Here is a 25,615-nt window from a genome sequence, read left to right as displayed (position 1 = left end):
GCTCCTCAATCGATATGGTGATATTGTTTGAACCATTCGACGAAACGCGGAATTCCGACGTCGATGGTGGTACTGGGCTCGAAGCCATGGTCACGCTGAATGGCGGTGATGTCGGCATATGTGTCTTTTACGTCGCCGGGTTGAATTGGCTGAAAGTTGAATGCCGCGGTCTTGCCTGTAGCCTGTTCGAGCAACGACACCATCCGCATCAACTCCTCCGAACGATGGTTGCCGATATTGTAGATCGCGTGCGGGCTCTTGCTGCCCCCGGCCTTCCTCTTGCCGTCGTCATTCGGCGGGCCGTCGACGCATGACAGGACTCCGCGAACGATATCGTCGATGTAGGTAAAGTCGCGGCGCATGTCGCCGCCGTTGAAGATTTGCAGCGGCGTGCCTTCATAGAGCGACTTGGTGAAGATCCACATCGCCATGTCGGGGCGCCCCCAGGGACCATATACGGTAAAAAAGCGCAGGCCCGTCATCGGCAGCCGGTATAGATGGGCGTAGCTTTCGCCCATCAATTCATCCGCCTTCTTTGTCACTGCATAGATTGAGATCGGATGGTCGACCCGATCCTCGACCCGAAACGGCAGTGATTCATTGCCCCCATAAACCGAAGATGAGCTGGCATAGACGAAATGCTCAACCTCGCGATGGCGGGCCAGTTCAAGCATGTTGATCTGCCCCATCAGGTTTGATCGGACATAGGCCTGCGGGTTGACCAAGGAATAACGCACGCCTGCCTGCGCGCCGAGGTGTATGATCCGATCGAACCGGTGCGGCGCGGCAAATGCTTCGAGTGCTTCCTGGTCAGCGAAGTCGACCTTTTCGAAGGTGAACGCATTACCATGAGCGGCACCCAAGCGTTCCAGCCTCGCGCGCTTCAGTGCCGGATCATAATATTCGTTGAGATTGTCGATGCCGATGACCTGTTCACCACGCGCAAGCAGCGCCGCAGCGACTGACGATCCGATAAAGCCGGCGACACCGGTGACTAGCAGGGCCATGAGCGATTGCTAGCCGAGCGCGAGGCGCTGTGCGAGGGGCTTTGCACGGACGCTACGGCAGCTAAGCTGTATGGGAACAAGGAGGAGCTGGCATGACCGACGCCGTGTATCCGGTATCTGAAGAATGGGACCGAAAGGCACTGATCGGCAGCGACCGATATGCCGCCATGTATCGCGAGTCGGTCGATGATCCCAAAGCCTTTTGGGGGCGGGAGGCGCTCCGCATTGACTGGATACGGCCGTTCACGACGGTCAAGGAGACCAGCTTTCACGAAGCCGATTTCGGAATTCGCTGGTATGCCGACGGAACGCTCAATCTTTCCGCCAATTGCCTCGACCGCCACCTTGCCGTGCGCGGCGACATAACCGCAATCATATGGGAACCCGATGATCCCGCCGAAGAAGGCCGGGCGATCAGCTATGCCGAGCTCCATCGGATGGTTTGCCGCTTTGCCAATGCGCTTAAGTCGAACGGAGTCTGTCGAGGCCACCGCGTCACAATCTACATGCCGATGGTTCCGGAAGCGGCCGTGGCGATGCTCGCCTGCGCGCGAATCGGCGCCATCCATTCCGTAGTGTTTGGCGGTTTTTCGCCCGAAGCGTTGGCGGGCCGGATTCAGGATTGCGACAGTACCTTGGTCGTCACGGCCGACGAGGGATTGCGCGCAGGCAAATCAGTGCCGCTTAAGGCGAATGTCGATGAGGCGCTCAATCATTGTACATCGGTCGAGCGGGTGATCGTCCTGAAGCGCACCGGCAAGGACATCCCGATGCAACCCGGCCGCGATGTCTTTTGGGACGACGCGTTGGCGGGCGTCGAGGACAATTGCGTTCCCGAGGAGATGGGTGCCGAGGATCCCCTGTTCATCCTTTATACCTCTGGCTCGACCGGCAAGCCCAAGGGCGTCCTGCATAGTACCGGCGGTTATGCCGTGTGGACTTCGATGACCCACGAATATGTTTTCGATTATCGGCCGGGGCAGATCTATTGGTGCGCTGCGGATATCGGCTGGGTCACCGGGCATAGCTATATTGTTTACGGCCCGCTGGCGAACGGAGCGACCAGTGTGATGTTCGAGGGCGTGCCGAATTGGCCCGACCCGAGCCGCATCTGGCAAGTCGTCGATAAACATCGAGTCGAAATCCTCTACACGGCGCCAACCGCGCTCCGAGCTTTGATGCGAGAGGGTGACGAATGGGTTGCGCGCACGTCGCGAGCATCCTTGAAGCTGCTCGGCACGGTTGGCGAGCCGATCAATCCCGAGGCATGGGGCTGGTACCATCGCGTTGTCGGTGAGGGGCGCTGTCCGATCGTCGATACCTGGTGGCAGACCGAAACCGGCGGGATCATGATTTCGCCGCTTCCTGGCGCAACGCCACTCAAGCCGGGCAGCGCGACCAAGCCAATGTTCGGGGTAAAGCCTGCACTTGTCACCGGCGATGGCGAGCAAATTGACGGGGCGGGCGAAGGCTCGCTGGTCATCGCCGACAGCTGGCCCGGCATGATGCGAACCGTGTGGGGCGACCATGAACGCTTCTTCCAGACCTATTTCACGACTTATCCCGGCGTCTATTTCACCGGCGACGGCTGCCGCCGCGACGAGGACGGCTATTACTGGATCACGGGAAGGATCGACGACGTCATCAACGTCTCGGGCCACCGCATGGGCACTGCCGAGGTCGAAAGCGCGTTGGTTGCTCACAAGGCGGTTGCCGAAGCTGCGGTCGTCGGAATGCCCCACGACATAAAAGGGCAGGGGATCTATGCTTATGTCACCGTCAATGCCGGTTGCGAGCCGGATGAGGCGATGCGCGTCGAATTGGTGCAATGGGTGCGCAGGGAGATCGGCCCGATCGCTACTCCCGATGTTATCCAGTTTGCTCCGGCGCTGCCCAAGACTCGATCCGGCAAGATCATGCGGCGGATCCTGCGCAAGATCGCGGAAGGCGATGTAACGAACCTCGGCGATACTTCGACATTGGCCGATCCGGGGGTCGTCGACCAGCTAGTCGCAAATCGTCCTTAGCAGGGGATCGACGATGCGAACGATCTCGATTGCTATTTTGCTGGCTGTCCTTGCTGCCCCGGCAGAATCGAAGCGACGTCCGGAATCGGCGCTGGCCCATGGTGCGCCGTGGCAGGCCGAAATCTATACTCCGAACCAGGACTGGACGGCGGAGGACCGGGAAGGCGGGAAGGTTCAATGGGAGCTGGCCCATAAATGCGGTGGCTCGCTGATTGCGCTCGATTGGGTGCTGACCGCCGCCCATTGCATCAACAAGAAGCGGATCGAGAACGGCTATCGAGTTCGCCTCGGCGCTCAAGACCTGCGTGAGGAGGGCGGTGTGACCTACCGTATCGACCGGATGATCCGACACGCGCGCTATGACGACAAGAGCAAGGTAAATGACATTGCCCTGGTCCACCTTGCGGCGGACGGGCAGACCGACAAGTCGAAAGGCGGGCGGATTTCGACGATCAAGCTTTATAATGGGCCCGAATTGGGCGTTGGTGTCGCGGTTAGCGTAGTCGGCTGGGGACAGACGGGGGCGGGACCCTCCGGTCGATACTCGGGCGAACTGCTGGAAGTCGGCCTAAAGACGATGCCGTGCGAGCCCGCGCTTGGCGGAACCACCACCGGTGACATGCTTTGCGCGGGAGCGCGTGGGAAGGACGCCTGCAAAGGCGACAGCGGCGGTCCGCTAGTCAAGAGTTGGGGCGAGCCCATGCTGGTCGGAATCGTCAGCTGGGGCAAAGGGTGCGCGCAAGCCGGCAAGCCGGGCGTATACGTCCGGATCGACCAGTCCCATTATGTCGACTGGATCAGGCGCGCGATGGCGGCCGATCCGTCAATCGACAGCCTCGACTAGCGATCGTCACCACTGCCGCGGTCATCACCGCTGCCGCGATCGTCGCCGCTACCACGGTCATCACCGCTTCCGCGATCGTCGCCGCTGCCGCGGGCAGCCTTCTTTTCGACTTTGCCTTGCTGCCATTGGTCCCTGACGGGTTTTCCACCGATAACCATGACCGAGCTCCCTGAATATGAACCGCCTAAAGTCTCACGGATTGAGGTTCCGTGATAGTAAATAGAATATTAATGCATCATGTTCGCGCTATCGCATTGAGAAGATTGCGAAATCGTGGCTGGTCGCGAATCGGGTCGAGTAGCGGATCGGTCGACAGATAAATCAGTCCCGAGTCGCCGACCGCGCGTGCGCGCTCGAGCGCCGTGAGCGCTTCGTCGCTTCGACCCCATTGTGCCAAGACCTGCGCCTGCTGGTAGAGGGCGGCATCCCCAACTTCCGATACCAATTGATCATATGCTTTTTTCGCAGCTGCGCCGTCACCCAACCGCCGGTCCACGATGGCAAGTCCCGTAAGCTTGAACATGTTCTGCGGCTCCGCATCGAAAGCGGCGCGGGCTTCGGGCAATCTGCCGAGCTGCATTAGGCTGTTGCCCCGGAGGGCATTGGCGCTAGTGATCTTGGGATTTAATTTCAGCGCCTTGTCGAGCGGCGGCAGCGCATCGGCGTAGCGGCGGGCTGCATAATCGATCGAACCGGAGGCGCGGTAGGTGCGTGGGTTCAGCGGATCGAGGGCAACTGCGCGGGCGATGGCTTCCCGCGCATCTTCGGGTCGGCCGGCGCGTGAGCAATACAGGGCGTAGAGAAGTAAGATGTCGGCATTGCCGCGGCCCAGCTGATACGCTCTTTCATAGAAGGGACGGGCACCCGCGACGTCGAGCTTCCCTGTGAACAGTGCGAATCCGAGCGCAAGGTGCCCTTCGGCCAGGTTCGGGGCGAGCTCGATTGCTTTGTGGGCGGCGGTGATCGCTTCTGCGTAAAGCTGCTTTAGCTCATCTGCCTTGGCATATTGGACCGCGATAGCCGAAAGCGCCCGGGAACGGGCGGCGTGAGCCATCGCGAATTTGGGATCTGCGGCGATAGCCAGCTCATATAGCGCCAGCGCCTGACGGTCGCTTTCCTCGTCCTTCGCCTGATTGAAAAGAGCGCGGCCACGCAGGAAATTCTCATAAGCCCGGACGTTGTGCGTGCCTCCGGGCGCCGGCGCACTGGTCGCGACACGAACCGACATGGCATTTGAAACCGTAGCGGCGATCTCGCTCTGGAAGGCGAACAGGTCGGTAAGCTTCCTGTCCACGGTCTGAGACCATTGGCTGAACCCCGTCTTGCCGTCGGTGAGGTCAGTCGAGACCCGGACAGTGTCGCCCGCGCGCCTTACCGAACCTTCGAGCAGGTATTTGACACCCAGCTCCCGAGTAATCGACTTTACATCATCGCCAAGATCGTGGGCCGCATTGGACGATGTCGCGGCCAGCACTTTCAGCGCCGGATTGCGCGCCAGCGCGGCCCGGATTTCCTCGGTCAGCCCTTCCGATAGAAAGTCCTGGTCGGAATCGCCGCTCAGATTGCGGAACGGCAGTACCGCGATGCTGAGGCCGGAGGCTTGAGCCGGCCCAATCAATCCGCTCCGCCACGCAACGAAGGCCCCACCGCCAATCGCCAGAACACCGGCACCGGTTCCAATTGCCAACATACCTCGACGCGAAATGGGTTGAGCTGTTGAAGAGAAAACCGGACCCTGGCCGGTCGCTGCTGCAATCGCCCTGTGAATAGCTGCGATCTGCGGAGCGTCCGGTTTGCCGCGCCAATGCGACACATCAATTGCCTGATATTGGCGGAATCCGAGAGGGGGCCGGGTTCCATCCAGTGCCAACGGAATCAAACGGTGTCGATCGCGCCCCAGTGCGGCTTCGTCGCGGACCCAGTCGGAGTCGACTGAGTTCTTGGACCAGAGGACAATTACGGCGTCGGCCGTTTCGAGAGCTTTCCGGATCGAGGCCGCGAACTGCGCACCACCTTCGATCAGCGCATCCCACCAAACCGTGTACCCGGCATTGGTTAGCGCATCGGCAAGCCGTTCCGCTCGCGTACGATCGGCGCGCGCGTAGCTCAGGAACAACGTCGCCGGCGCTTGGCCGGCGGGTTTGTTCTCGTCACTTGCCATGTTCCAATCGTCCCCTCGATGCGCTGCAAGCTAGCGCGAGGGCGAGGCGGTGAACAGGGGCGGGATTAGCTAAAAGACTGCCCTATTTGCTGCGCCGATATGTCGGCTTGATCGTGGCGCGACGCGGCGGCGGGCCATGCCGCTTCTGCGGAGCCGAACGCGCGCGGCCTTCGTCAAATTTTTGGCCGGGGCCCGATTCCGCGAGCACGATTACCACGCCATCATCCTCGCCGGTTATCGCGCCTTTTCGCATCAGCTTTAGGAAGCCAGGCGCGGCTCGGCCGGTAACCTCAAAATAGCTTTCCGAGGCAGCAATGCGGATCGCACCGATATCGGCGCGGCCGACATGCCCGTGGCGGCAGATTAGGGGGAGCAGCCAGCGCGGGTCCGCCTTGTGCTGTCGACCGACATTGATCCGGAACCAGGTTGAATTCTCAAAACCAGGCCGCGGGCCTTCGTCGCGTCCGGAACGCTCCGCTCGAGTTGACTGATCGAGGATGTCCTCGGGCGCCGGAAGATCGGTGCGCAGCGCCTTGACCAGGGCGGTAGCAATAGTTTCCGCATTAAGCTCTGCCATTAAGCGGCCAGCCAATTCGCGGTCCTCTTCTTCCGCTTCCACCGGCTGGCGAAGCATGGTCATCAGCCTGTCCCGGTCGCGATGGCGGATCTGTTCGGGCGTCGGGGTCGAAACCCAATCGGCTGCAATTCGGGCACCGCGCAGCATTCCATCGACCCGTCGTCGCCGCTGGTAGGGGACGATCAGAACGGCGGTACCCTTGCGGCCTGCACGCCCGGTGCGGCCAGAGCGGTGTTGTAGCGCTTCGGCATCGCGCGGCAGTTCGACATGGATCACTAGCGAGACCGATGGAAGATCGATCCCGCGCGCCGCGACATCGGTTGCGACGCACACGCGGGCGCGGTGGTCGCGCAAGGCCTGAAGCGCATGATTGCGCTCGTTCTGGCTGTGCTCGCCCGATAGCGCGACGGCCTGGAAACCGCGCTCGGTCAGGCTGGCATGAAGTCGGCGCACTGCGTCGCGAGTGGCGCAGAACAGGATCGCGGTCTCCGCCTCGTGGAAGCGCAGTAGGTTGACCACGGCATGCTCAATGTCCGTCGGTGAAACGGCCACAGCCTGGTAGGCAATGTCGCCATGACCCTGGTTGTCGCCCAGCGTCTCGATCCTGAGCGCGTCCTTCTGGTAGCGGCGAGCCAGCGCGATGATTGGCCGCGGCATGGTCGCCGAAAATAGCAGCGTGCGGCGCTCGTTCGGGGTCGCGTCGAGGATTTCCTCAAGCTCTTCGCGAAAGCCCATGTCGAGCATCTCGTCGGCCTCATCGAGTACGGCGACGCGCAATGCGGACAGGTCCAGTGCGCCGCGCTCGAGATGGTCGCGCAACCTCCCCGGAGTGCCGACGACGATATGCGCTCCGCCGGCTAGCGCGCGACGTTCCTTGAACGGGTCCATCCCGCCAACGCAGGTCACAACGCGGGCTCCGGCGGCGGCATATAGCCATTCAAGTTCTTTGCTGACCTGCAGCGCCAGCTCACGGGTGGGTGCAATAACCAGTCCCAGCGGGGTGCGCGCCCAGGGCGCCTGGCCATTTTCGATCAACTGGCCGGCGACGGCAAGGCCGAACGCCACCGTCTTGCCGGATCCGGTCTTGGCCGAAACGATCAGGTCGCGGCCCTCGGCTTCCGGAGCGATCACCGCGGCCTGAACGGGTGTCAGCGTATGATAGCCGCGCGCGTCGAGGGCCTGCGCAAGGGCAGGGGGTAATTGAGAAATAGGCATATGTCGGTCGTAGCCTTGAGTTCGTGGCCGACGCGATCACCATGGCGCGGCAGGGAATGGTGGACGCACTAGGGCTCGAACCTAGGACCCGCTGATTAAGAGTCAGCTGCTCTACCAACTGAGCTATGCGTCCATGCCTGTCAGGCGTTGCGCAGGGCCGCTTGCAGCGGGGGCGCGGGCGGGCCTCTAACAGCGTTGCACCCGCCGCGCAACCGACTTTTCAGCTCAGCGAGGAGCGGGTTCGCGACTGACGCTCGAGCGCCATCAAAATGCCAAGGCAGATCATCACCGTCATCACTGCCGACCCGCCAAAGCTAACCAGGGGTAGTGGAATGCCGACGACCGGCGCCAGGCCCATGACCATCATCAGGTTGATCGACACGTAGAAGAAAATGGTCGCGGTTAGGCCCGCAGCTGCGAGTTGGCCGAAGCGTGTCTTTGCCTTGCGGCTGACCGACATTCCCCAGCGGATGACCATGAAAAAGGCAATGATCAGAAGCGCGCCACCGACCAGTCCCCATTCTTCGACGAAAGTGGCAAAGACGAAGTCGGTGTGACCTTCAGGCAGGTAATCGAGGTGGCTCTGGCTGCCGTTCAAATAGCCCTTGCCCCACACTCCGCCCGACCCGATCGCAATCTTCGACTGGCTGATGTGATAGCCCGCGCCGAGCGGATCGGACTCGGGGTCGAGGAAGATCAGCACCCGCTTGCGCTGGTAGTCATGCATCATGGTGAACAGGATCGGGCCAGCGACCGCTGCTGCCGCCGCGGCGGCGCCGAAATACCACATCGGCAGGCCGGCGATAAACATGACGGTGACACCGCCCAGGATGACCATCATCGCGGTGCCGAGGTCGGGCTGGACCAGGATCAGTCCGGCGGGCACGAACACCAGCGCTGCCGCCGGCCAAAGACCGCGCCAACGGCGGACATCGCTCGACGGCAGCAGGTCGTAGAAGCGGGCTAGCACCAGCACGATCGCCGGCTTCATGAATTCGGAGGGCTGGAGGCGGATGAAGCCGAGATCGACCCAGCGCTGCGCGCCCTTGCCGACAAAGCCGATCATTTCAACTAGCACCAGCAGCATAAAAATCCCAACATAGGCCGGGAAGGTCATCTGCTTGATAAAGCTTTCCGGGACGTAGCTGATGCCGATCGCGACACCGAAGAAGGCCAGCATCGTAATCGCCTGTTTCAGGGCCCATGGCGAAGCGGACCCGCCAGCTGCCGAATAAAGGGTGACGATGCCGATCGTGCAGATCAACGCCACCAGCCAGATCAGCCGCCACGGCAGCTTGGCAAGTGGCTGCGGGATGATCGCCGAGGAAATCATCATGCCTGGAGATTCGCTTTGGAGGCAGCCTCGAACTGGGCCTGGCGCCGGGCGGTCCGCTCCGCCAGCGTTCCGCCCCATTGCTTCTCGAGCGGCGCAAGCGCGTCCATCGCCTTTTGCCGGTCGAAAAGATACGTCATGCAATCGCGCACGATCGGCGCGGCGGCCGAGGCGCCGAAGCCGCCATGTTCGATAATGCAGCCGATTGCGAAGCGCGGCGCGTCCGCAGGCGCGAAGGAAATGAACAGCGCGTGGTCGCGCAGCGCCCAATTGGATTGGTGTCCGCGCTGACCAAGTTTGAACACCTGGGCGGTCCCGGTCTTGCCGGCCATCAGAATGCCCTCGAGCGGAAGCTTCGACCCAACCGCCGTGCCGCGCTCGTTAACGACGGCGGACATGGCCTTGCGGACGATTTCGAGATGAGCCGGATCGACGTCAAGGTTCGGTGTCGGCAGCCGCCTATCGGGCATCAACAGGCGGGGTAGGAGCAGTTTTCCGGACGCCAGGCGCGCCGGCATAACCGCCAGCTGCATGGGGTTGATGAGGACATATCCCTGACCGATCGACGTGTTGGCCGTGTCATAGCCCTGCCACTCGCGATGATATTTTTCCTTCAGCCATTTCGGGCTGGGCATGGTGCCGAAGCGTTGGCTCGGGATTGGAAGGTCGAATTTCTCACCATAGCCGAGATATTGGACCATCTCGGTCGTTTTCTCGGGATCGGTGATGAGGCCCGTTGCCCAGAAATAGGTATTGCAGCTGCGCTCAATCGCCGAATGCATGTCCATCGACCCATGCACTGCGTCGCAACGGAAATAGCGATTTCCAATCCGGATCCCGCCCGGGCAATTGACGCGCCTGGCAGGGTCTATGCCTTGTTTCAGGAATGCCAGCGCCATTGCCGGCTTGATAGTCGATCCTGACGGGTACAGCCCCTGCGCGACCTTGTTGAGGAGCGGAATATGATCGTCCTCGGACAGCATTCGCCATTCGGTCCGGCCGATACCATCGCTAAAACTATTGGGGTCAAACGCCGGCATTGAGACATAGGCCAGCAGGTCGCCGCCCGTTACGTCCATCGCCACAAGAGCCCCCGACTGGTCACCCATGCGGCGGGCCGCATATTCCTGGAGGTCTGCGTCAATGGTCAGCTGCACCGTCTGGCCGCTGCGGTCCGGCTTGGGCTCCAGTTCGCGCACCAGCTTGCCCCTCGCCGTGAGTTCTACCCGCTGCCCTCCCGGTATGCCACGCAGCTTCGGTTCTAGAACCTTTTCAAGACCTTCCTTGCCGATCTTGAATCCCGGTGTCACAAGAAGCGGGTTCTTTTCCTTCTCATAATCCTTGGCCGAGGCAGCGCCGACAAAACCGACCAGGTGGGCAACCGCCGGACCGGCCGGATAGAAGCGGGAAAAACCGCGCTGCGGCGAGACCCCGGGGAGTTCCGGCAGGCGTACCGTGATCGCCGCATATTGGTCGTAGGGGACGTTCTCCGCCACTTGCACCGGCTGGTAGCCCCGCGAGGCCTTCATCTCCTTGATGATCCGGTCGACGTCGTCCGGCGTGAGCTGCAAAATGTCGGTCAACGTCCGAAGCGTCTCGGTCGGGTGCTCGACCTGCTCGGGAATAAGGTCAACGCGAAAGTCGGACCGGTTGATGGCGATTGGCTTGCCGCGGCGATCGACAATCCAGCCGCGGCGCGGCGGGACGATGATCAGCTGGACGCGGTTGCTCTCGCTGAGCAGTCGATAGTGCTTGTTCTGGGCGACAGACAGATATCCCAGCCGGGCAACCAACAGCCCGCCGAACGCTGCCTGCGCCCCGCCTACCAGCATCATCCGCCGCGAAAAAGTCATTGACTGATGGGCCGCGGTAAAGCGCGAGGCCTTCATCGCCCAAGCCTCCAGCGGTCGATCCGGGCAGCAAGGAAGGCCGCGACCGGGAAGGATAGCACTCCGACCAGGATCGCCGGACCGGCGGTGACACCGAGCGGAACGGACGCTCCCATCAAGGCGGCGAACCGCCACTGGGCCAGTTCGGCAAGCGCGATGAACAAGGCAGCAATACCCCATTCGATCCAATAATCGCGCCACTGCGTGCGACGGTCGAGGATGTCCATTGCGATCATCATCGCGGCCCACAGCGCTACCGACAAGCCGATCGGATTGCCGACGATCATGTCATTGACAAAGCCAAGTGGCGCCGCCCACCATGCCGGCCAAGCGTCGGCGCGCAGCAATCTCCATGCCACCAGCATCAGCAAGCCCCAGTCGGGCCACCAGCCGGTGGCCGACACGATCGGCAGGAGCGAAATCATGGATCCAAATACAACCGTTGCCGCCGGGATGTAGTCTGCACCGGTGCGTGGCCCTTGGTTGAGGCGCGATCCCTGAGTGGCCAGCGCCGAGCGAACCATCAGGGAACCTCGCTGTCGGGCGAGGCGGCAGCGGCAAGCGCCGCGGGTTCATACGGTGGCTCGACGATAGCGAAGCTTACCTGGGCAGGATCGGCAATGGGGATTGCGACGGCTCCATCGTCATCAAGCCGAATGACTTTCGCGATGGGGACCAGTGGCGGATAGAGGCCGCCGGTCCCCGAAGTAACGATAATATCTCCAGGCCTGAACGGATTCTTGCCGACTTCCAGCGGTCTTACGTCGATGGTTCCGTCACCGCGCCCGGTGGAAATGACGGGCTGGCCGCCCTTCAGGATCCGCGCCGGGACGATATTTGCCCGATCGCTAACCAGCAGTACCCGACTGGCGGTGATGCCGGCGTCAATGACCCGTCCAATCAGCCCTTCGGGTGCCCGCACCGGCATACCGATTCGTACTCCATCGCTGCTGCCGACCGAAATGATGGCGAAGCGTCGCGGGCTTTCGAAGGATGAACCAACCACCCGGCCGGCTGCGACTGCCTCTCCACTACGTTCGCGCAACTGGAGTGCGGCCTTGAGCTGCTGATTTTCTTCTAAAATCGCGCGCGCCTCGACCATGCGGCGCATCAGAGCGGCCCGCTCTCGCTTCAGTTCGCCGTTTTGGCTGGCGGCGTCCCAATAATCTCCGGCGCCGCTGGCCAGGCCGGTAACTGTGGTGGTGACTTCGTTAAGCGCGCCACTTATCGGCGCCGTGAGGTCGAGCGCGAAACCGCGTACCGTGGCATAGCTCTGCGGAGCAACCAGCGACAAAATCAGCAAAACCAGCCCGACTATGAGCCCGGCGATCACCGCCAAGAAGCTGAAGAACAGGCTATATTGCGCGCGCCTCGACCAGCCTGGGCGCGGTCCCGCCGAGGCCGCCATCGTTAGCGCTTAGGCCGTCTGGAGGACGCCGCGGAACTGCTCCTCTTCGAGCGCGCGGCCGGTGCCGAGCGCAACGCAGGTCAGCGGATCCTCGGCCACGGTCACCGGCAAGCCGGTTTCATCGCGAAGCACTTCATCGAGGCCCTGGAGAAGTGCCCCGCCGCCAGTGAGGACGATGCCCTGGTCGCAGATGTCGGCGGCGAGTTCAGGCGCGGTATTCTCCAGCGCGATGCGGACGCCCTCGACGATCGTGCCGACCGGCTCGGACAGCGCCTCAGCGATCTGGCCCTGGTTGATCGTAATTTCCTTAGGCACGCCGTTGACCAGGTCACGACCTTTGATGTGAACCGTCTTGCCAATTCCGTCGACAGGCGGCTTGGCAATGCCCACTTCCTTCTTGATCCGTTCGGCCGTGGCTTCGCCGATCAAGAGGTTGTGGTTGCGGCGGACGTAGGAGGAAATCGCTTCGTCCATCTTGTCGCCGCCGACCCGCACCGAGGTGGTGTAGGCGAGGCCGCGCAGCGAGAGGACGGCAACCTCTGTGGTGCCACCGCCAATGTCGACTACCATTGATCCGATCGGCTCGGTGACCGGCATGTCTGCGCCGATCGCAGCAGCCATTGGTTCCTCGATGAGGTAGACGGCCGAGGCACCGGCGTTCGATGCGGCGTCACGAATTGCGCGCCGTTCGACCGAAGTTGAACCGGATGGGACGCAGATCACGATTTCGGGGAAACGCCAGGCGCGCATCTTGCCGCCATGGACCTTGTGGATGAAGTGTTTGATCATCTGCTCGGCGACGTCGATGTCAGCGATAACGCCGTCGCGCAGCGGGCGGATTGCCTCGATTTGGTCAGGGGTCTTGCCCATCATCAGCTTGGCGTCTTCGCCGACTGCCTTGACCTTCTTGACCCCGTTAATCGTCTCGATCGCGACCACGGAAGGCTCGTTGAGGACAATGCCGCGACCACGGACGTAGACCAGCGTATTGGCCGTACCCAAGTCGATCGCCATGTCGTGCGACATCCATTTGAACCAGCGTGCCCAGAACATGCTTTACCCGTCTCTCGCTTACTTGTTGGGAAATGAGCCGCCACCCAGCCGGCCCGATTCACGATTCCTTATCCAAACCCTTGTGAAAACAGGATGAATCTCAATGGAAATTCAGTGCTTCGCAGGGTGCTTCGGATTGGGCTAGGACCGTTAACATGTCAATAAGAAGGCTGCCCAATGAGCTCATCAATCGCATCGCCGCCGGCGAGGTGGTTGAGCGGCCGGCAAGTGCGCTGAAAGAGCTGGTCGAAAATGCCCTCGACGCCGGTGCCCGTTCGATCTCGGTGCGGCTGTCCGCGGGCGGCCTCGAGCTGGTGGAAGTAACGGACAACGGCAGTGGCATGAACCCTGGCGAGATGAGCCTGGCGCTTGAACGGCATGCAACATCCAAGCTGCCGGACGATGTAATAGAAGCCGTGACCAGCTTTGGCTTTCGGGGCGAGGCGCTGCCGTCCATCGCCAGCGTATCTAGGCTGGCTCTGGAAAGCCGCGAGCGTGGAGCGGACGGCTGGCGGATCGAGATCGACCATGGAATGAAGCTAGGCGAGGGGCCGGCCGCACTTCCCCCTGGGACGCGGGTGCGCGTGGAAGGGCTGTTCGACAAGGTACCGGCGCGGCGCAAGTTCCTGCGCAGCCCGCGCGCCGAATATGCAGCCTGCCTTGACGCGGTAAAGCGGCTGGCAATGGCTAGTCCCGATGTCGCCTTCAGCCTCGAACACGACGGACGACGAAGCCTTTCGGTCCAGCCTTCGGATGAGCCGACTCGCGTTGCAGCACTATTGAGCCATGAACTCGACCGCCATGGTCTCGGCATCGATTGCGTCCGCGATGGGCTTCGCCTGACCGGAGTTGTCAGCCTGCCAACTTTCAACCGCGGCATGGCAGACCAGCAGTTCCTGTTCGTCAACTCACGTCCGGTAAAGGACCGGTTGCTGGTGGGCGCTCTGAGAGCCGCCTACCGTGACCTGCTCGCCCGGGACCGCCATCCGATCGCTGCGCTGTTTGTTGAGGTCCCCTCGCAGGAGGTCGACATCAACGTGCACCCCGCCAAGACCGAGGTTCGATTCCGAGACCCTGCGGCGGTACGTGGACTGATTGTCGGTGGCTTGCGCGCGGCATTGGACGAGGCGGGACATCGAAGCGTGGCGAGGGAGCAATTTGCGGCCGCGGTAAACTGGACTTCCGAATTTGACCGCCGTTCCAGTGAAGTACCGTACCCAGGCAAGAACGCGGAAAGGCCGTTGGAGGAAAGGGCATGGGCACCAGCCTTTGCCGGAGTGACGGAAAAGTCCCTTGGGTTTGGCCACTTGCCAGCAGCCCGCGCCGAGCCGGCGACCGCGCCTGTCCCGTCTTATCCCCTGGGAGTCGCGCGGGGACAGGTCGCGGCAACCTACATTGTCGCCGAGGCCGAGGACGGGCTGGTGATAGTTGACCAGCATGCGGCGCATGAGCGGCTCGTGCTCGAAAGGATGCGCAAAGCTGCTGATGGCGGGCAGGTGGCACGACAAGCGTTGCTGATCCCGGACGTAGTAGAGCTCGACGAACCCGACTGTGACCGGCTCGAATCCGCTATTGCCGAGCTTGCCGAACTTGGCCTTGAGGTCGAGCGCTTCGGCCCGACCGCCATGCTGGTCCGTGCCACTCCGGCGCCTCTCGGCAAGGCGGACATTCCGGGCCTGCTTCGCGATGTCGCCGCTGAGTTGGCAGAGCTTGGCACCGCGCTCGCATTGCGCGATCGGCTCGATCATGTTGCCGCGACCATGGCCTGCCACGGGTCGGTCCGCGCCGGGCGTATTCTTTCGGTTGCGGAGATGAACGCATTGCTGCGCGAGATGGAGATTACGCCGCATTCGGGCCAGTGCAATCACGGCCGCCCAACCTGGGTTAAGCTTGCCCATGCGGACATCGAGAAGCTGTTCGGCCGCCGCTAGCGCCTAAATTCGGCCCGTCCCAAATATTTTTCGCGCCACCCAAGCTTCTGACATTGCAAGGGAACCTCGCAACGCTGGGCGGCTTATGACCAGATCGTTCATTGAAGCGACAAGTCGCGACCCTAATTGAACGCACCGGGGCTGCCGTTCCCCACGGCAAACAACAGGTAAAAATGGCTGATTCGCCCGATTTCGCGGTGATTCCGTCGATGGTCCCGCTTGCCCTCTTGGTTCTCAAGAGGGTGCCAATAATGGAGTATAGTTGTGAAAAAGATTTTGTTTGCTTCGGCCACTGCGGCCGCCGTTCTCGCTTCCACCCCGGCATTTGCCCAAACTGCTTCGATCGCCCCGGCTGGTCCGCGGATCGAAGCCGTAGTCGGTTATGACCGGGTGAAGGCCCTTGGCGAAAAGGACGGCGGCTTACTGTTCGGAATCGGCGCCGGCTACGACTATCCTGTGTCCAACGCGGTATCCATCGGCGCCGATATCGAAGCAACCGGCTCCACCCAGAAGGAAGGCGCGGGCGTCGTCGAAGTGAAGTCCGGCCGCGATCTTTATGCCGGCGGCCGAGTCAACTTCGCCGTCAGCCCGACCGCCAATCTTTATGTGAAGGGCGGTTACACCAATGCCCGCTTCAAGGCGGATGATGGTGTCGACAGCGCTTCGGAGAATTTCGACGGCTATCGCCTCGGCGCGGGCGGCCAGATCAACGTCAGCGGAAAGGCCTATGTGGGCGCCGAATATCGCTACTCTAACTATGAGCATGGTCTTTCGCGCAACCAGGTTGCGCTGACCGTCGGCACCCGCTTCTAAGCGGAGCCAAGCGAAGGGGGGCGTCCGCATTGCCGGACGCCCCTTTTACTGGTGGGACTTTGCAGCCGAACGATGATAGTCTTGACCTTCGTCTTTCCTGGAGGCGACCATGAGCGATCACGATAAAAGCTATTTTGCACGCCGTGCAGCCGAGGAAGCTGAGCTAGCGTTAGCCGCAGCCGATCCTGAGGCCCAGGAAGCCCATCGCCGCCTGCAACGCGCCTATACTGAGCGCGCGTCGGTCGGGGAGCGCGTGTCGAATGAAGCCGAAGTTATCGGCTAATCGATCAGTTTTCGACGCGCCTGTTCAACCCGCAAGCCACTCGCCCGATCGCGCGCGGCGCGCAGCCGGGGGTAGGCTGACGCTTCTTCGTCGCGAAGCGTATTGCTGAATCCACCCGCTCGAATATCTTCCAGGATCGAACGCATTCGCGAGCGCACCCCGTCGTCGACGATGCGAGGCCCGCCAAGGACTGCACCCAGTTCGGCGGTGTTGCTGATCGCCTCTCGCATACCAGCGATCCCGCGCGCTTCGATCAGCTCGGCTATGAGCTTCAGCTCGCCGACGCATTCCATATAGGCCACTTCCTCGCTTACCCCGGCCTCTACAAGCGTATCGAAGCCGGCGATAAGGATCTCCGGGACCGCGCCCCACACCACCGCCTGTTCGTTGAACAAGTCGGCCTCACATTCCTCCGCAAAGGTCGAGGGCAGCAGTCCGGCACGCCCACAGCCGAGCGCTCGGCCATACGCAAGCGCCAGTGCTTCGGCGTGGCCGCTTGCATCCTGCTCGACCGCGTAGAGGCCAATCATGCCCTTGCCCTCCAGGTACAGCGAACGAAGCGCCGTTCCCGGGCCCTTGGGAGCAACCATTATGACGTCGAGATCGGGGCGGGGTACTATGAAGCCGAAGCGGATGGCGAGACCATGACTGAACCCCAGCGCGGCCCCTTCGCGGATATGTCGTTCGATCAATCGATAAATTGCCGCCAGCGCCTCGTCGGGGGCCAGCAGCATGACTAGGTCCGCTGACGCTGCAGCTTCGAGCAGCGGTGCCGTGGCGATACCATCGCCCCTGGCTCCGGCAATGCTAGGAGATCTGTCGCGCAGACCGACCACGACGTCGATGCCGCTATCGTTCAGGTTGAGCGCCTGGGCGCGGCCCTGATTGCCGTAGCCGATGATCGCCACTCGCTTGCCTTGCAGCGGTTTGGGGTCGATATCGGTATCGCGGAGGGCGTCCATTGGGATTGGCTACTCCGGCGGGGCGAGCAGCGCCAGCGCCCGATCGAACGCATCGCCTTCGACTGCTTCCTCGAACCGCTGCCAGCCGGGCGGAGGCTGGTGGGCGAACCACGTATATTGGCGCTTGGCATATCGCCGTGTCGCCTGCTGCCCTGCAGCAGTGGCCTCGTCCTTGCTGCTTTCACCTCGAAGCAATGACGCCAATTCCGCAACCCCGATCGCGCGCATGACAGGCAGTTGGGGGTCGAGCTTGCGGGCGAGCAGCTCCTCGACCTCTGTCATCGCGCCTTCCTGGACCATGGTCGAGAAGCGCCGGTCGCAACGCTCGTAAAGCCAGGGGCGAGATGGAAGCAGGATGAGCGGCCGTAACTCGATCTCGCCCCCGATTCCGCCATCCCGCCGCAATTGCCACTGGGCGAGCGTCCGACCTGTCGATCTTATGACTTCGAGCGCGCGCGCGATGCGGGTTGTATCAGCAGGGTTCAACTTGGCCGCTGCAACCGGATCAAGCTCGGCCAGGGCAGCCAGGTTTTGGCCAACCTCCGCCGCGCGCACGCCAGCCCGGATTTCGGGCTTGATAGGTGGGACGGGAGCAATTCCGTCGAGCAGCGTACGCAAATAGAGTCCGGTGCCGCCCACCAGGATCGGCAGTCGCCTCTCATCGTGCAGTCGAGCGATTTCCGCCTTCGCCAGTTCCGCCCATTCCGCGGCTGAACAAGGTTCGGCCCCATTACGAATGCCGTAAAGCAAATGCTCGGCGCGAGCTCGATCGGCAGGGGAAGGAGCGGCGGAGAGGATTGGGAGATCCCGGTAGATTTGTGCGCTATCGGCATTGATGATTGCGCCACCGGTCCGCTCGGCCAGCGCCAGTGCCAGTGCCGACTTGCCGCTGGCGGTCGGACCGGCGATGAGGGCGACGGGAGGCTTCGCATTGACCATTGCCACGCTGATAGCAGCCGGACGGCTAGACGAAAGACTGCTGGATGCGGCGCTGGCACGCTTGCCGCGCGCACGCTTTGTGCGGTGGGTCGATGAAGGCGACGCTGCAGATATCGAAGTCGATGCGGATCAATCGTCTATTCGGGCGACTTTTGAAGGCTGGTCCGGCGTCGACATAATCGCACACCCGCCTGGCCCGCGCGAGAAGAGGCTACTCGTCGCAGACATGGATTCGACCATTATCGGTCAGGAATGCATCGATGAGCTGGCCGACTATGCCGGGTTCAAGCCGCAAGTCGCCGCCATCACCGAACGAGCGATGCAGGGTGAGTTGGACTTTGCACAGGCGCTGGCGGAGCGGGTAGCACTGCTTAAAGGCCTCGATGTCGCCGTTATCGAGCAGTGCCTCGCTGAGCGCATCCGGCCTAACCCCGGCGCAGCGACACTTGTTCGGACGATGCGGGCGAAGGGCGCGGAAACGATCCTCGTTTCAGGCGGCTTCACGGCTTTCGTGGCACCAATCGCCAAGCAGGTCGGATTCGATCGGTTCGTGGCCAATGTGCTAGGCATTCGAGATGGCAAGCTGACCGGGCGGACCGAAGGGAGGATTGTCGATTCCCGGATCAAGCACGACGAACTGATGGAGGCTCGCGCGCGACTGGGCCTGATGCGCGAAGCTACAATGGCGATTGGCGACGGGGCCAATGACATCGCGCTGGTAACCGAATCCGGCATGGGCGTCGCCTATCGTGCCAAGCCCGCGCTGGCAGCGGTGGCCGACGCACGGCTTGATCACAATGATTTGAGCGCCTTGCTCTGGGCTCAGGGAATCCCGCGCGCCGACTGGGTCGAGGCCTAGGGCGCTGCCACCGCAAAGCAGGGCTGGGGTGAAAGGCTTGCGCAGGCAGCCGATGCCGCGGCCCGGCTTTCGTACGGCCCCACCTGGAGCCTGACGACTGCTCCGACAGGCACATAATAGGCCTGCCGGCCGCCAAGCTTGACCGACAATTTACCGAACAGCGCCTCCGCCGACTTCTTTTGCCCGAATGCGCCCAGCTGGATCCGCCATTTTCCTCCGGCTGGTACGACGGGCTTGGGCACAGCTGCTGCAGGTTTCGCTGCCGCGGTTTTTGGGGGCGCGAGCTTGCCAGCCACTGTTTTGGTGGGGGGTTGGGCAGGCACTGGCCTTTTTGCGCCAGCCATAGATTGCGCCAGCGCCACGCCCTTCTGCCGCTGCTCAAGTGGCATTACTGCGTCCATGTCCGCCAAAGTGGCCTTCGCAGGCACCAGCCCCTGCGCCGCCGCGCGGCTGACATAGGCATAGGCGGTTACCGGGTCAGCCGGCACTCCATCGCCGTTATATAGTGCCGTCCCGACCATCAGCAGGGCGCGCGGTTCGCCCGCGTCGGCCGCGGCCTTAAGCCAGCGCATTGCCCCGACCTGGTTCCCGTTCTGGAAAAGCAAAAGCCCAAGCGTCGATTGCGCGTCGACATGGCCCGCGCGTGCCGCGCGTTCCAGCCAGCCCTGGGCCTGGGCAAGGTCGAGCGGAACGCCTTTGCCGAGCCGATATGCCTGCCCAAGGTTGAACGCCGCGTCGGCGTCACCCTTTTCGGCAAGCGGCCGCCAAATTGCGACCGCGCCCGCGGTATCGCCCTTCTGCCAGGCGGTTATCCCCGCACGCACCGACTGAGCGCTTGCAGGCGCGGCGACTGCGGCAATGGCCAAGGCAAGCAACAGGTTACGCATATTTTCCAAACCCATGGAAGGTCATTTTTTAACCCTAGCCGCCCTAGTGTGCGCCCAACAAGGTCGTGCCGATATTAACCAGTTTTTAGGGCCTTTGCTGTCAGGTGAGGCCAGATCACCGTCATTTGGCGAGGGGAATGGAATGCGCGTTCTGGCTATGGCATCGCAGAAGGGCGGGTCGGGCAAAACCACCTTGTCCGGACATCTTGCGGTGCAAGCGCAACTGGCGGGTGCCGGCCCCGTCTGCCTGATCGATATCGATCCGCAAGGTTCGCTCGCGGATTGGTGGAATGAACGGCATGACGATATGCCGGCCTTCGCGCAGACCACGGTCGCAAGGCTCGCTTCAGATCTTGAGGTGCTTCGCCAGCAGGGTTTTCGCCTTGCGGTGATCGATACACCGCCGGCCATTACGATGGCCATACAGTCAGTCATCGCTGTCGCCGAGTTGATCGTGATCCCGACCCGTCCGAGCCCGCACGACCTTCGCGCTGTCGGCGCCACGGTCGACCTGTGCGACCGGGCCGGCAAGCCGCTGATCTTCGTCGTCAACGCTGCCACGCCAAAGGCCAAGATCACATATGAAGCCGCGGTCGCACTGTCGCAGCACGGCACCGTTGCCCCGGTTACGTTGCATCACCGCACCGACTTCGCCGCATCAATGATCGACGGCCGCACGGTGATGGAAGTCGATCCGAACGGCCGCTCGGCCCGCGAAGTCACCGAGTTGTGGGATTATATTTCCGACCGCCTCGAGAAGAATTTCCGCCGCACCGTATTTGCCGCGCCGAACCAGGCGCCAGGCATCGGCGTCTCCAGTCCGCGTCCCGTCGGTGGCTTCGGCCGCCGCGTGATGGGCCAGTAAGGGGTAGGCGCGATGGGAGAACCCAAAGCATTCGCTTCGCTCTCTTCCGGCCTGTTGGCTCGTAAGGGTGCTGCCCGTCCGGCAATGCGTCCCCAGGGCTTCGGTCAGGGCGCGTCAGGTCTCGAAGACCTGGGTTGGAACGACATGGGCTTTGAGCCGCCCAAGCCTGCGATCGTACCGGTACGCGATGAGGATCATGACGCTTTCGGTGAAGAGCTACCCGATCAGCCGCTCCGCAATCCGCTTGCCGCGCTGACACCGATCGCATCGCCAGTCCATGACCAGCATGCCGAGATCGCCGAGCGCTTCGCCGCACACGATGAAAATGGCGAGGATGAGGACGGCGAATATATCGACGAAACCGCGGAGCTTTATGATCCGGATGCGGAAGACGTCGAGCCAATCATGGCGGCAGCGTCGCCAGAGCGCGAACCCGAGCCCGAGCCTGAACTCGTGCCGGAGCCGGCGCCCGTAGCGGTTGTTGCTGTTCCGGCCCGCGCTGTCGCTCCGGTTCGTCCGCGCCGTCCTCGTGCGGCAGCCGGAAGCAAGGGCAAGGCTGCCTTCACTTTGCGTCTCGATCCGGCGCGGCACCTGAAGCTGCGATTGGCCTGCGCCGTCAACGGGCGTTCGGCCCAGCAATTGGTGACCGATGCGCTCGATCAGTTGCTGAACGGCATGCCCGAGCTCGACTCAATGGCCGAGCGGGCACCGCGCAAACGCGCCGAGGGCTAAAACAACAAAGGGGAAGTGTCATGACCAAGCCGAATCGCCTGGGGACCGCGCTAACCGCCGCCTCGATGATTGCAATCGTCACGGCTTGCGCTGGTCCGGGCACTTCGGGGCCGCGTAGCGCGTCGATGTTCGGGGGGGAGGTCAAGTCCGGCAAGCTAGGTCTCGCTACCAAGGCTCAGCTCGCGCTTGCGTCGAATGACATCGCCACCGCCATCCCGCTCGCTGAAAAAGCTGTCGAGGGGAGCCCACAGGACGCCGGCTTCCGCGCCTTGCTTGGCAATTGCTATCTGGCAGCGGGTCGCTTCGCTTCGGCGGAAGCGGCCTATCGCGACTCGCTCACCATCTATGCCAACCAGCCGCAGGTCATCCTGAAGCTCGCGCTGGTCCAGATTAGCCTGGGCAAGAACGAGGACGCCAAGCAGTTGTTGGCTCAGGGGCAGGGCCTGCTCGACCCGTCTGACACAGGCCTGGCGCTGGCGCTAGCCGGCGATCCTCAAAATGCGATTGCGCTCCTGGAGCCCGCGGCGCGCGCCGTCGGGGCCGATTCGCGTTCGCGTCAGAACCTTGCGCTGGCCTATGCCTTCGCCGGCGACTGGACACAGGCCCGCAATGTCGCGGCGCAGGATGTTCCGGCGGATCAACTCGATGCGCGCATTCAGCAATGGATGGTGTTGGCGAAGCCTGCCCGCGCATCGGATCAGGTCGCGGCCCTCATCGGAATTCAGCCGGTCGCCGGCGACCCTGGCCAGCCAGTGCGGCTTGCGCTCAACCAGGGTGAAGCCGTTCGCCAGGCCGCCGCAGAGCCGGCGCCAGCGCCTGCCACAGAGCTCAGCGCCGTTGCGGTTGTCGATCTGCCTCCCGCAGCCGAGCCGACGCCTTTTGCCGAGCCGACCCCCGCGATCGAACCGGCTGTCGTAGCCGCTGCCGAGCCCGTCGCCGTTCCAGCGCCACGACCCGCAGAGACCATCGAAGCCTCCGCTTCGCCAATCCGCAAAGCTCGTCCGGCATTTTCGCCGGCCGCCGTCCGGCTTTCGGGTTCGGCACCCTTGCTTCGCAAGGCCGCGGCGCCGAAGCCTCGTACCGGTAATAGCCGGGCCGTTGTCCAGCTTGGCGCCTATTCCTCGCGCGATCGCGTTGCTGTGGCGTGGAGCAAAGTTGCTGGCAAACATGGTTCGCTAAAAGGCTATACGCCGGTAACCGCCCGCTTTGCTGGGCCGCGCGGCACGGTTTATCGACTGTCCGTGAAGGGCTTTGTCAGCAACGGCGAGGCAGCCAAACTATGCGCGTCATTGAAGCGCGCCGGGGCAAGCTGCTTCGTTCGATCCGTTTCGGGTGACGCCCCAGTTCAGTTCGCTTCGCGTTAAGCCTGACGCAGCCGCTCGGCCGCCAATAGGTCGAGGCAGGCCATTCGTACCGCCACGCCCATCTCGACCTGCCGCACGATCAGCGAGCGGGTGGGATGGTCGGCCAGCGATCCCTCAATCTCGACCCCGCGGTTGATCGGTCCGGGGTGCATTACCACGGCGTCCGGCGCAGCAGCTGCCAATCGCCCTTCCGTAAGCCCGTAGCGCGTAAGGAACTCGCCCGGCCCGTCGCCCAGATCCTCCTCCATCCGCTCTCGCTGGACTCTGAGCATCATCACCACGTCGGCGCCGTCGACAGCTTCATCGATGCCGGTCGCGCCGAGATGGTCCGGAAGCAGCGACGGCGGACCGGCGAAGCGCAGCTTTGCTCCAAGCCGTTCAAGCAGCTTGGCGTTCGATCGGGCGACCCTGCTGTGCTTCAAATCCCCGCAGATCGCGATTTTCAGTCCTTCGACCCGCCCGAAATGCTGGCGAATAGTCGCGGCGTCGAGCAATGCCTGGGTCGGGTGCTCACCGATGCCGTCGCCGGCGTTGATCACCGGGCAGTCCATGATTGCCGCAACGTCGGCGGGAGCACCCCTCGTTCCGTGGCGAATAACCAGCGCATCGGGCCGCATGGCGTTCAAGGTTCGCGCTGTATCATCCAGCGTCTCGCCTTTTTTGATCGAGCTATGCTCGACCTGCATCGTCACCACCTGGGCGCCGAGGCGGTTGGCGGCGATTTCGAACGACAGCAAGGTCCGCGTCGAATTTTCGAAGAAGGCGTTAACGATGGTGAGGCCGTCCAGCCGATGGTCGTTGCGCCGCGGCTGGCGGTTATAGGCGAACCAGCGCTCGCCCTCGTCGAGGATTGCGGCGATCTGACCGTCGCTGAGGTCATCAATGGAAAGCAGGTGCATTAAAACCGCGCCCTAACGCGCCCCGGGCAAATTGACCAGCGCATCGATAGCGCCCTGCAAAATGTGCGCGGCGGCATGGGCGTCGACCTTCTGAGCGCGCTTGGCCCGGCTCATTTCCGCCTCGATCATCGTCCGCTCGACCGCGACCGTCGACCAACGCTCGTCCCAAAGGAGCACGGGGAGGGCGAGCGGGGCGAGGTTACGGGCAAAGGCACGGACAGACTGGGTGCGCGGGCTGTCCGTGCCATCCAGGTTGAGCGGGAGGCCGACGACAAGTCCGACGGTGCCATGCTTGGCGATGAACGTCCGCAATGCTTCGAGATCCGCGCCGAACTTGGTCCGCTTGATGGTGTCCGCCGCCGTGGCGAAGCTCCAGCCGGTATCGCAGGTTGCAAGACCGATCGTCTTGGTCCCGACATCGAGCCCCGCGAGGCGCCCGCCCGACGGCGGCAGCGCCGTCGCGAATTCTGCTGCGCCGGTCGCGATCATCGTGTCTGCCATGCCGCCAACCGGCGCTCCGCATCGGCGCGGACAGAGCCCCAGAAAAGCGCATAATCATAGACGTGGTAATTGTTGCCGGGCAGGACATAGGGGCCAAGGTTGGGAATGTCGCCCTCGATCTTGAGGAAACCCCGGTCGCAACGCGCCCCGATCCGGCTTGGTTCGAGCTTCGCCTTGGCGAAATTGCCGTCGGGCACGAGTGTCCCCTTGTTTGTCGAACGGTCCGCCGAACCATCCTTTGAACCGGTCAGGGGGTTGGTGCAAAGCATGTCCTCTCGCTGCCGCTCCTTGCCGTTCAGGCCCCTTGTTCCCACCCAGGCCTTCGTCACCAGCGACGGATTGGCTGGTTCTGCGAAACTCTGCCAGCTGAGGACGCAGCCGACCTCGTCAGGGCGCGCACAGGCGGAAAGTCCCATGGCGGGCAAGTCGGCGCTTACCGACAGAGGCCAGCCGACCAGATAAGCCGCGACGAGTCGGCCTTTCAGCGCATCCTTTCGGTCGGCCAGCAATCGCGAAAGATGAAGCGAACCCTGGCTGTGTCCGGCGAGGATGATGGGGCGATCGGCAGGCTGCGTTTGGAGAAAGGCGTCGAAGGCAGCGAGCACGTCTCGATACGCCAGATCGAGCGCCTTGCTCGCATCCTCGTCCGTCAACAGGAACGCGCCATAGGCAGCCTGGCGATATTTGGGGGCCCAGGCGTTGGAGACTCCGTTGAACGCGCTCGCCTGACTCTCGACAAACAGGCTCGCGCGCCGTGCCGGGTCGCCGTCAGCATCGATCGGCGCGTTCCATCGATCGCGTTCCAAATAGGTGGTTGGGTGGACATAAAAGGTCGCGGCAACCTGGGCTGGCCTGGTCAGGAGGACGCCTTCAGGCACCCACGTTGAAGGATTTTCGGCGAGCCCCGGTTTGGCAATCCAGGAAATATCGGCGGAATAATCCGGCGCCAAAGCTTTAGGCGGCGCCTGAAAATGTCCCTTCGGGGTCGCCATTCGAACAAGCACTTGGTCGCCGAATTGATAAAGCGCGAACGCCCCGCCGACGAAAATCAAGGTTAGTATGACGA

General features: G+C 62.6%; 24 protein-coding genes and 1 tRNA gene. 9 read left to right on the top strand and 16 right to left on the bottom strand.

Annotated elements, in window-relative coordinates:
• Positions 1–5 precede the first annotated feature (5 nt).
• Positions 6–1,007, bottom strand: a complete 1,002-nt coding sequence (locus LVY65_RS04415; RefSeq protein WP_235066779.1) for an NAD-dependent epimerase/dehydratase family protein — start codon at positions 1,005–1,007, stop codon at positions 6–8.
• A gap of 92 nt (positions 1,008–1,099) precedes the next feature.
• Between LVY65_RS04415 and acs the strand changes: the two genes are divergently transcribed.
• On the top strand, positions 1,100–3,034 hold the full coding sequence (gene acs, locus LVY65_RS04410) for an acetate--CoA ligase (protein ID WP_235066778.1): 1,935 nt from the start codon (positions 1,100–1,102) through the stop codon (positions 3,032–3,034).
• Between the two features lie 13 nt (positions 3,035–3,047).
• Positions 3,048–3,878, top strand: coding sequence for a serine protease (locus LVY65_RS04405; RefSeq protein ID WP_235066777.1), 831 nt, complete (start codon positions 3,048–3,050; stop codon positions 3,876–3,878).
• Here LVY65_RS04405 and LVY65_RS04400 read toward each other — a convergent pair.
• From LVY65_RS04400 to LVY65_RS04360, 9 genes are all read right to left on the bottom strand, one after another.
• Positions 3,875–4,036: a hypothetical protein gene (locus LVY65_RS04400; protein ID WP_235066776.1), complete on the bottom strand. Its 162-nt coding sequence runs from the start codon at positions 4,034–4,036 to the stop codon at positions 3,875–3,877. The genes LVY65_RS04405 and LVY65_RS04400 overlap by 4 nt on opposite strands.
• Positions 4,037–4,113: 77 nt before the next feature.
• A complete protein-coding gene (locus tag LVY65_RS04395; protein WP_235066775.1) occupies positions 4,114–6,039 on the bottom strand; it encodes a TIR domain-containing protein in 1,926 nt (641 codons plus the stop codon).
• A gap of 82 nt (positions 6,040–6,121) precedes the next feature.
• Entirely contained in the window at positions 6,122–7,831 is a 1,710-nt protein-coding gene (locus tag LVY65_RS04390; protein WP_235066774.1) for a DEAD/DEAH box helicase, read from the bottom strand.
• A 57-nt stretch (positions 7,832–7,888) separates the two neighbouring features.
• Positions 7,889–7,964: transfer RNA gene (locus tag LVY65_RS04385), tRNA-Lys, on the bottom strand.
• A gap of 87 nt (positions 7,965–8,051) precedes the next feature.
• On the bottom strand, positions 8,052–9,164 hold the full coding sequence (gene rodA, locus LVY65_RS04380; protein WP_235067168.1) for a rod shape-determining protein RodA: 1,113 nt from the start codon (positions 9,162–9,164) through the stop codon (positions 8,052–8,054).
• A complete protein-coding gene (gene mrdA, locus LVY65_RS04375) occupies positions 9,164–11,053 on the bottom strand; it encodes a penicillin-binding protein 2 (RefSeq protein ID WP_235066773.1) in 1,890 nt (629 codons plus the stop codon). Before mrdA ends, rodA begins: the two co-directional genes overlap by 1 nt.
• Complete coding sequence (gene mreD, locus LVY65_RS04370) at positions 11,050–11,577, bottom strand: rod shape-determining protein MreD (RefSeq protein WP_235066772.1); 528 nt, start codon at positions 11,575–11,577, stop codon at positions 11,050–11,052. Before mreD ends, mrdA begins: the two co-directional genes overlap by 4 nt.
• Positions 11,577–12,461 carry a rod shape-determining protein MreC gene (gene mreC, locus LVY65_RS04365; protein ID WP_235066771.1) on the bottom strand — a complete coding sequence of 295 codons (885 nt, stop codon included), beginning with the start codon at positions 12,459–12,461 and terminating at the stop codon, positions 11,577–11,579. The genes mreD and mreC overlap by 1 nt, the downstream gene beginning before the upstream one ends.
• A 9-nt stretch (positions 12,462–12,470) precedes the next feature.
• Positions 12,471–13,514 (bottom strand): rod shape-determining protein, encoded by a 1,044-nt coding sequence (locus LVY65_RS04360; RefSeq protein ID WP_235066770.1) that lies wholly within the window; start codon positions 13,512–13,514, stop codon positions 12,471–12,473.
• A 155-nt stretch (positions 13,515–13,669) separates the two neighbouring features.
• Here LVY65_RS04360 and mutL point away from each other — a divergent pair, with 155 nt between their 5' ends.
• The 3 genes from mutL to LVY65_RS04345 all read left to right on the top strand — a co-directional run bounded on the left by mutL (position 13,670) and on the right by LVY65_RS04345 (position 16,541).
• The gene (mutL, locus tag LVY65_RS04355) at positions 13,670–15,445 is read left to right on the top strand and encodes a DNA mismatch repair endonuclease MutL (RefSeq protein ID WP_235066769.1); all 1,776 of its coding nucleotides are present in this window, start codon (positions 13,670–13,672) and stop codon (positions 15,443–15,445) included.
• A 264-nt stretch (positions 15,446–15,709) separates the two neighbouring features.
• A complete protein-coding gene (locus LVY65_RS04350) occupies positions 15,710–16,258 on the top strand; it encodes an outer membrane protein (RefSeq protein WP_235066768.1) in 549 nt (182 codons plus the stop codon).
• A gap of 109 nt (positions 16,259–16,367) precedes the next feature.
• On the top strand, positions 16,368–16,541 hold the full coding sequence (locus LVY65_RS04345) for a hypothetical protein (protein ID WP_235066767.1): 174 nt from the start codon (positions 16,368–16,370) through the stop codon (positions 16,539–16,541).
• Here LVY65_RS04345 and ilvC read toward each other — a convergent pair.
• On the bottom strand, positions 16,538–17,503 hold the full coding sequence (gene ilvC, locus LVY65_RS04340; protein WP_235066766.1) for a ketol-acid reductoisomerase: 966 nt from the start codon (positions 17,501–17,503) through the stop codon (positions 16,538–16,540). The two genes, LVY65_RS04345 and ilvC, sit on opposite strands and share 4 nt — an antisense overlap.
• 9 nt (positions 17,504–17,512) lie before the next feature.
• Positions 17,513–18,442: a tRNA (adenosine(37)-N6)-dimethylallyltransferase MiaA gene (gene miaA, locus LVY65_RS04335; RefSeq protein ID WP_235066765.1), complete on the bottom strand. Its 930-nt coding sequence runs from the start codon at positions 18,440–18,442 to the stop codon at positions 17,513–17,515.
• On the opposite strand from miaA, the gene serB reads away from it, so the two are divergent.
• Positions 18,435–19,301, top strand: coding sequence for a phosphoserine phosphatase SerB (gene serB, locus LVY65_RS04330; protein ID WP_235066764.1), 867 nt, complete (start codon positions 18,435–18,437; stop codon positions 19,299–19,301). The genes miaA and serB overlap by 8 nt on opposite strands.
• Here serB and LVY65_RS04325 read toward each other — a convergent pair.
• On the bottom strand, positions 19,298–20,188 hold the full coding sequence (locus LVY65_RS04325; RefSeq protein WP_235066763.1) for an SPOR domain-containing protein: 891 nt from the start codon (positions 20,186–20,188) through the stop codon (positions 19,298–19,300). The two genes, serB and LVY65_RS04325, sit on opposite strands and share 4 nt — an antisense overlap.
• Positions 20,189–20,330: 142 nt before the next feature.
• Here LVY65_RS04325 and LVY65_RS04320 point away from each other — a divergent pair, with 142 nt between their 5' ends.
• From LVY65_RS04320 to LVY65_RS04310, 3 genes are read left to right on the top strand one after another with little or no spacing between them, the layout of a single operon-like run.
• On the top strand, positions 20,331–21,053 hold the full coding sequence (locus tag LVY65_RS04320) for a ParA family protein (RefSeq protein ID WP_235066762.1): 723 nt from the start codon (positions 20,331–20,333) through the stop codon (positions 21,051–21,053).
• A 12-nt stretch (positions 21,054–21,065) separates the two neighbouring features.
• Positions 21,066–21,785: a hypothetical protein gene (locus LVY65_RS04315; protein WP_235066761.1), complete on the top strand. Its 720-nt coding sequence runs from the start codon at positions 21,066–21,068 to the stop codon at positions 21,783–21,785.
• Positions 21,786–21,805: 20 nt separating this feature from the next.
• On the top strand, positions 21,806–23,149 hold the full coding sequence (locus LVY65_RS04310; protein WP_235066760.1) for an SPOR domain-containing protein: 1,344 nt from the start codon (positions 21,806–21,808) through the stop codon (positions 23,147–23,149).
• Here LVY65_RS04310 and LVY65_RS04305 read toward each other — a convergent pair.
• The 3 genes from LVY65_RS04305 to LVY65_RS04295 are packed head-to-tail and all read right to left on the bottom strand — an operon-like array spanning position 23,146 to position 25,427.
• Positions 23,146–24,048, bottom strand: coding sequence for an aspartate carbamoyltransferase catalytic subunit (locus LVY65_RS04305; protein WP_235066759.1), 903 nt, complete (start codon positions 24,046–24,048; stop codon positions 23,146–23,148). The genes LVY65_RS04310 and LVY65_RS04305 overlap by 4 nt on opposite strands.
• A 12-nt stretch (positions 24,049–24,060) precedes the next feature.
• Positions 24,061–24,537, bottom strand: a complete 477-nt coding sequence (gene ruvX, locus LVY65_RS04300) for a Holliday junction resolvase RuvX (protein ID WP_235067167.1) — start codon at positions 24,535–24,537, stop codon at positions 24,061–24,063.
• Complete coding sequence (locus LVY65_RS04295; RefSeq protein ID WP_235066758.1) at positions 24,534–25,427, bottom strand: DUF3089 domain-containing protein; 894 nt, start codon at positions 25,425–25,427, stop codon at positions 24,534–24,536. The genes ruvX and LVY65_RS04295 overlap by 4 nt, the downstream gene beginning before the upstream one ends.
• Positions 25,428–25,615: the final 188 nt, after the last annotated feature.

The sequence above is a fragment of the Sphingomonas cremea genome (assembly GCF_021502585.1).
GTDB lineage: Bacteria > Pseudomonadota > Alphaproteobacteria > Sphingomonadales > Sphingomonadaceae > Sphingomicrobium > Sphingomicrobium cremea.
This window is presented reverse-complemented; position numbering and strand designations above follow the sequence as displayed.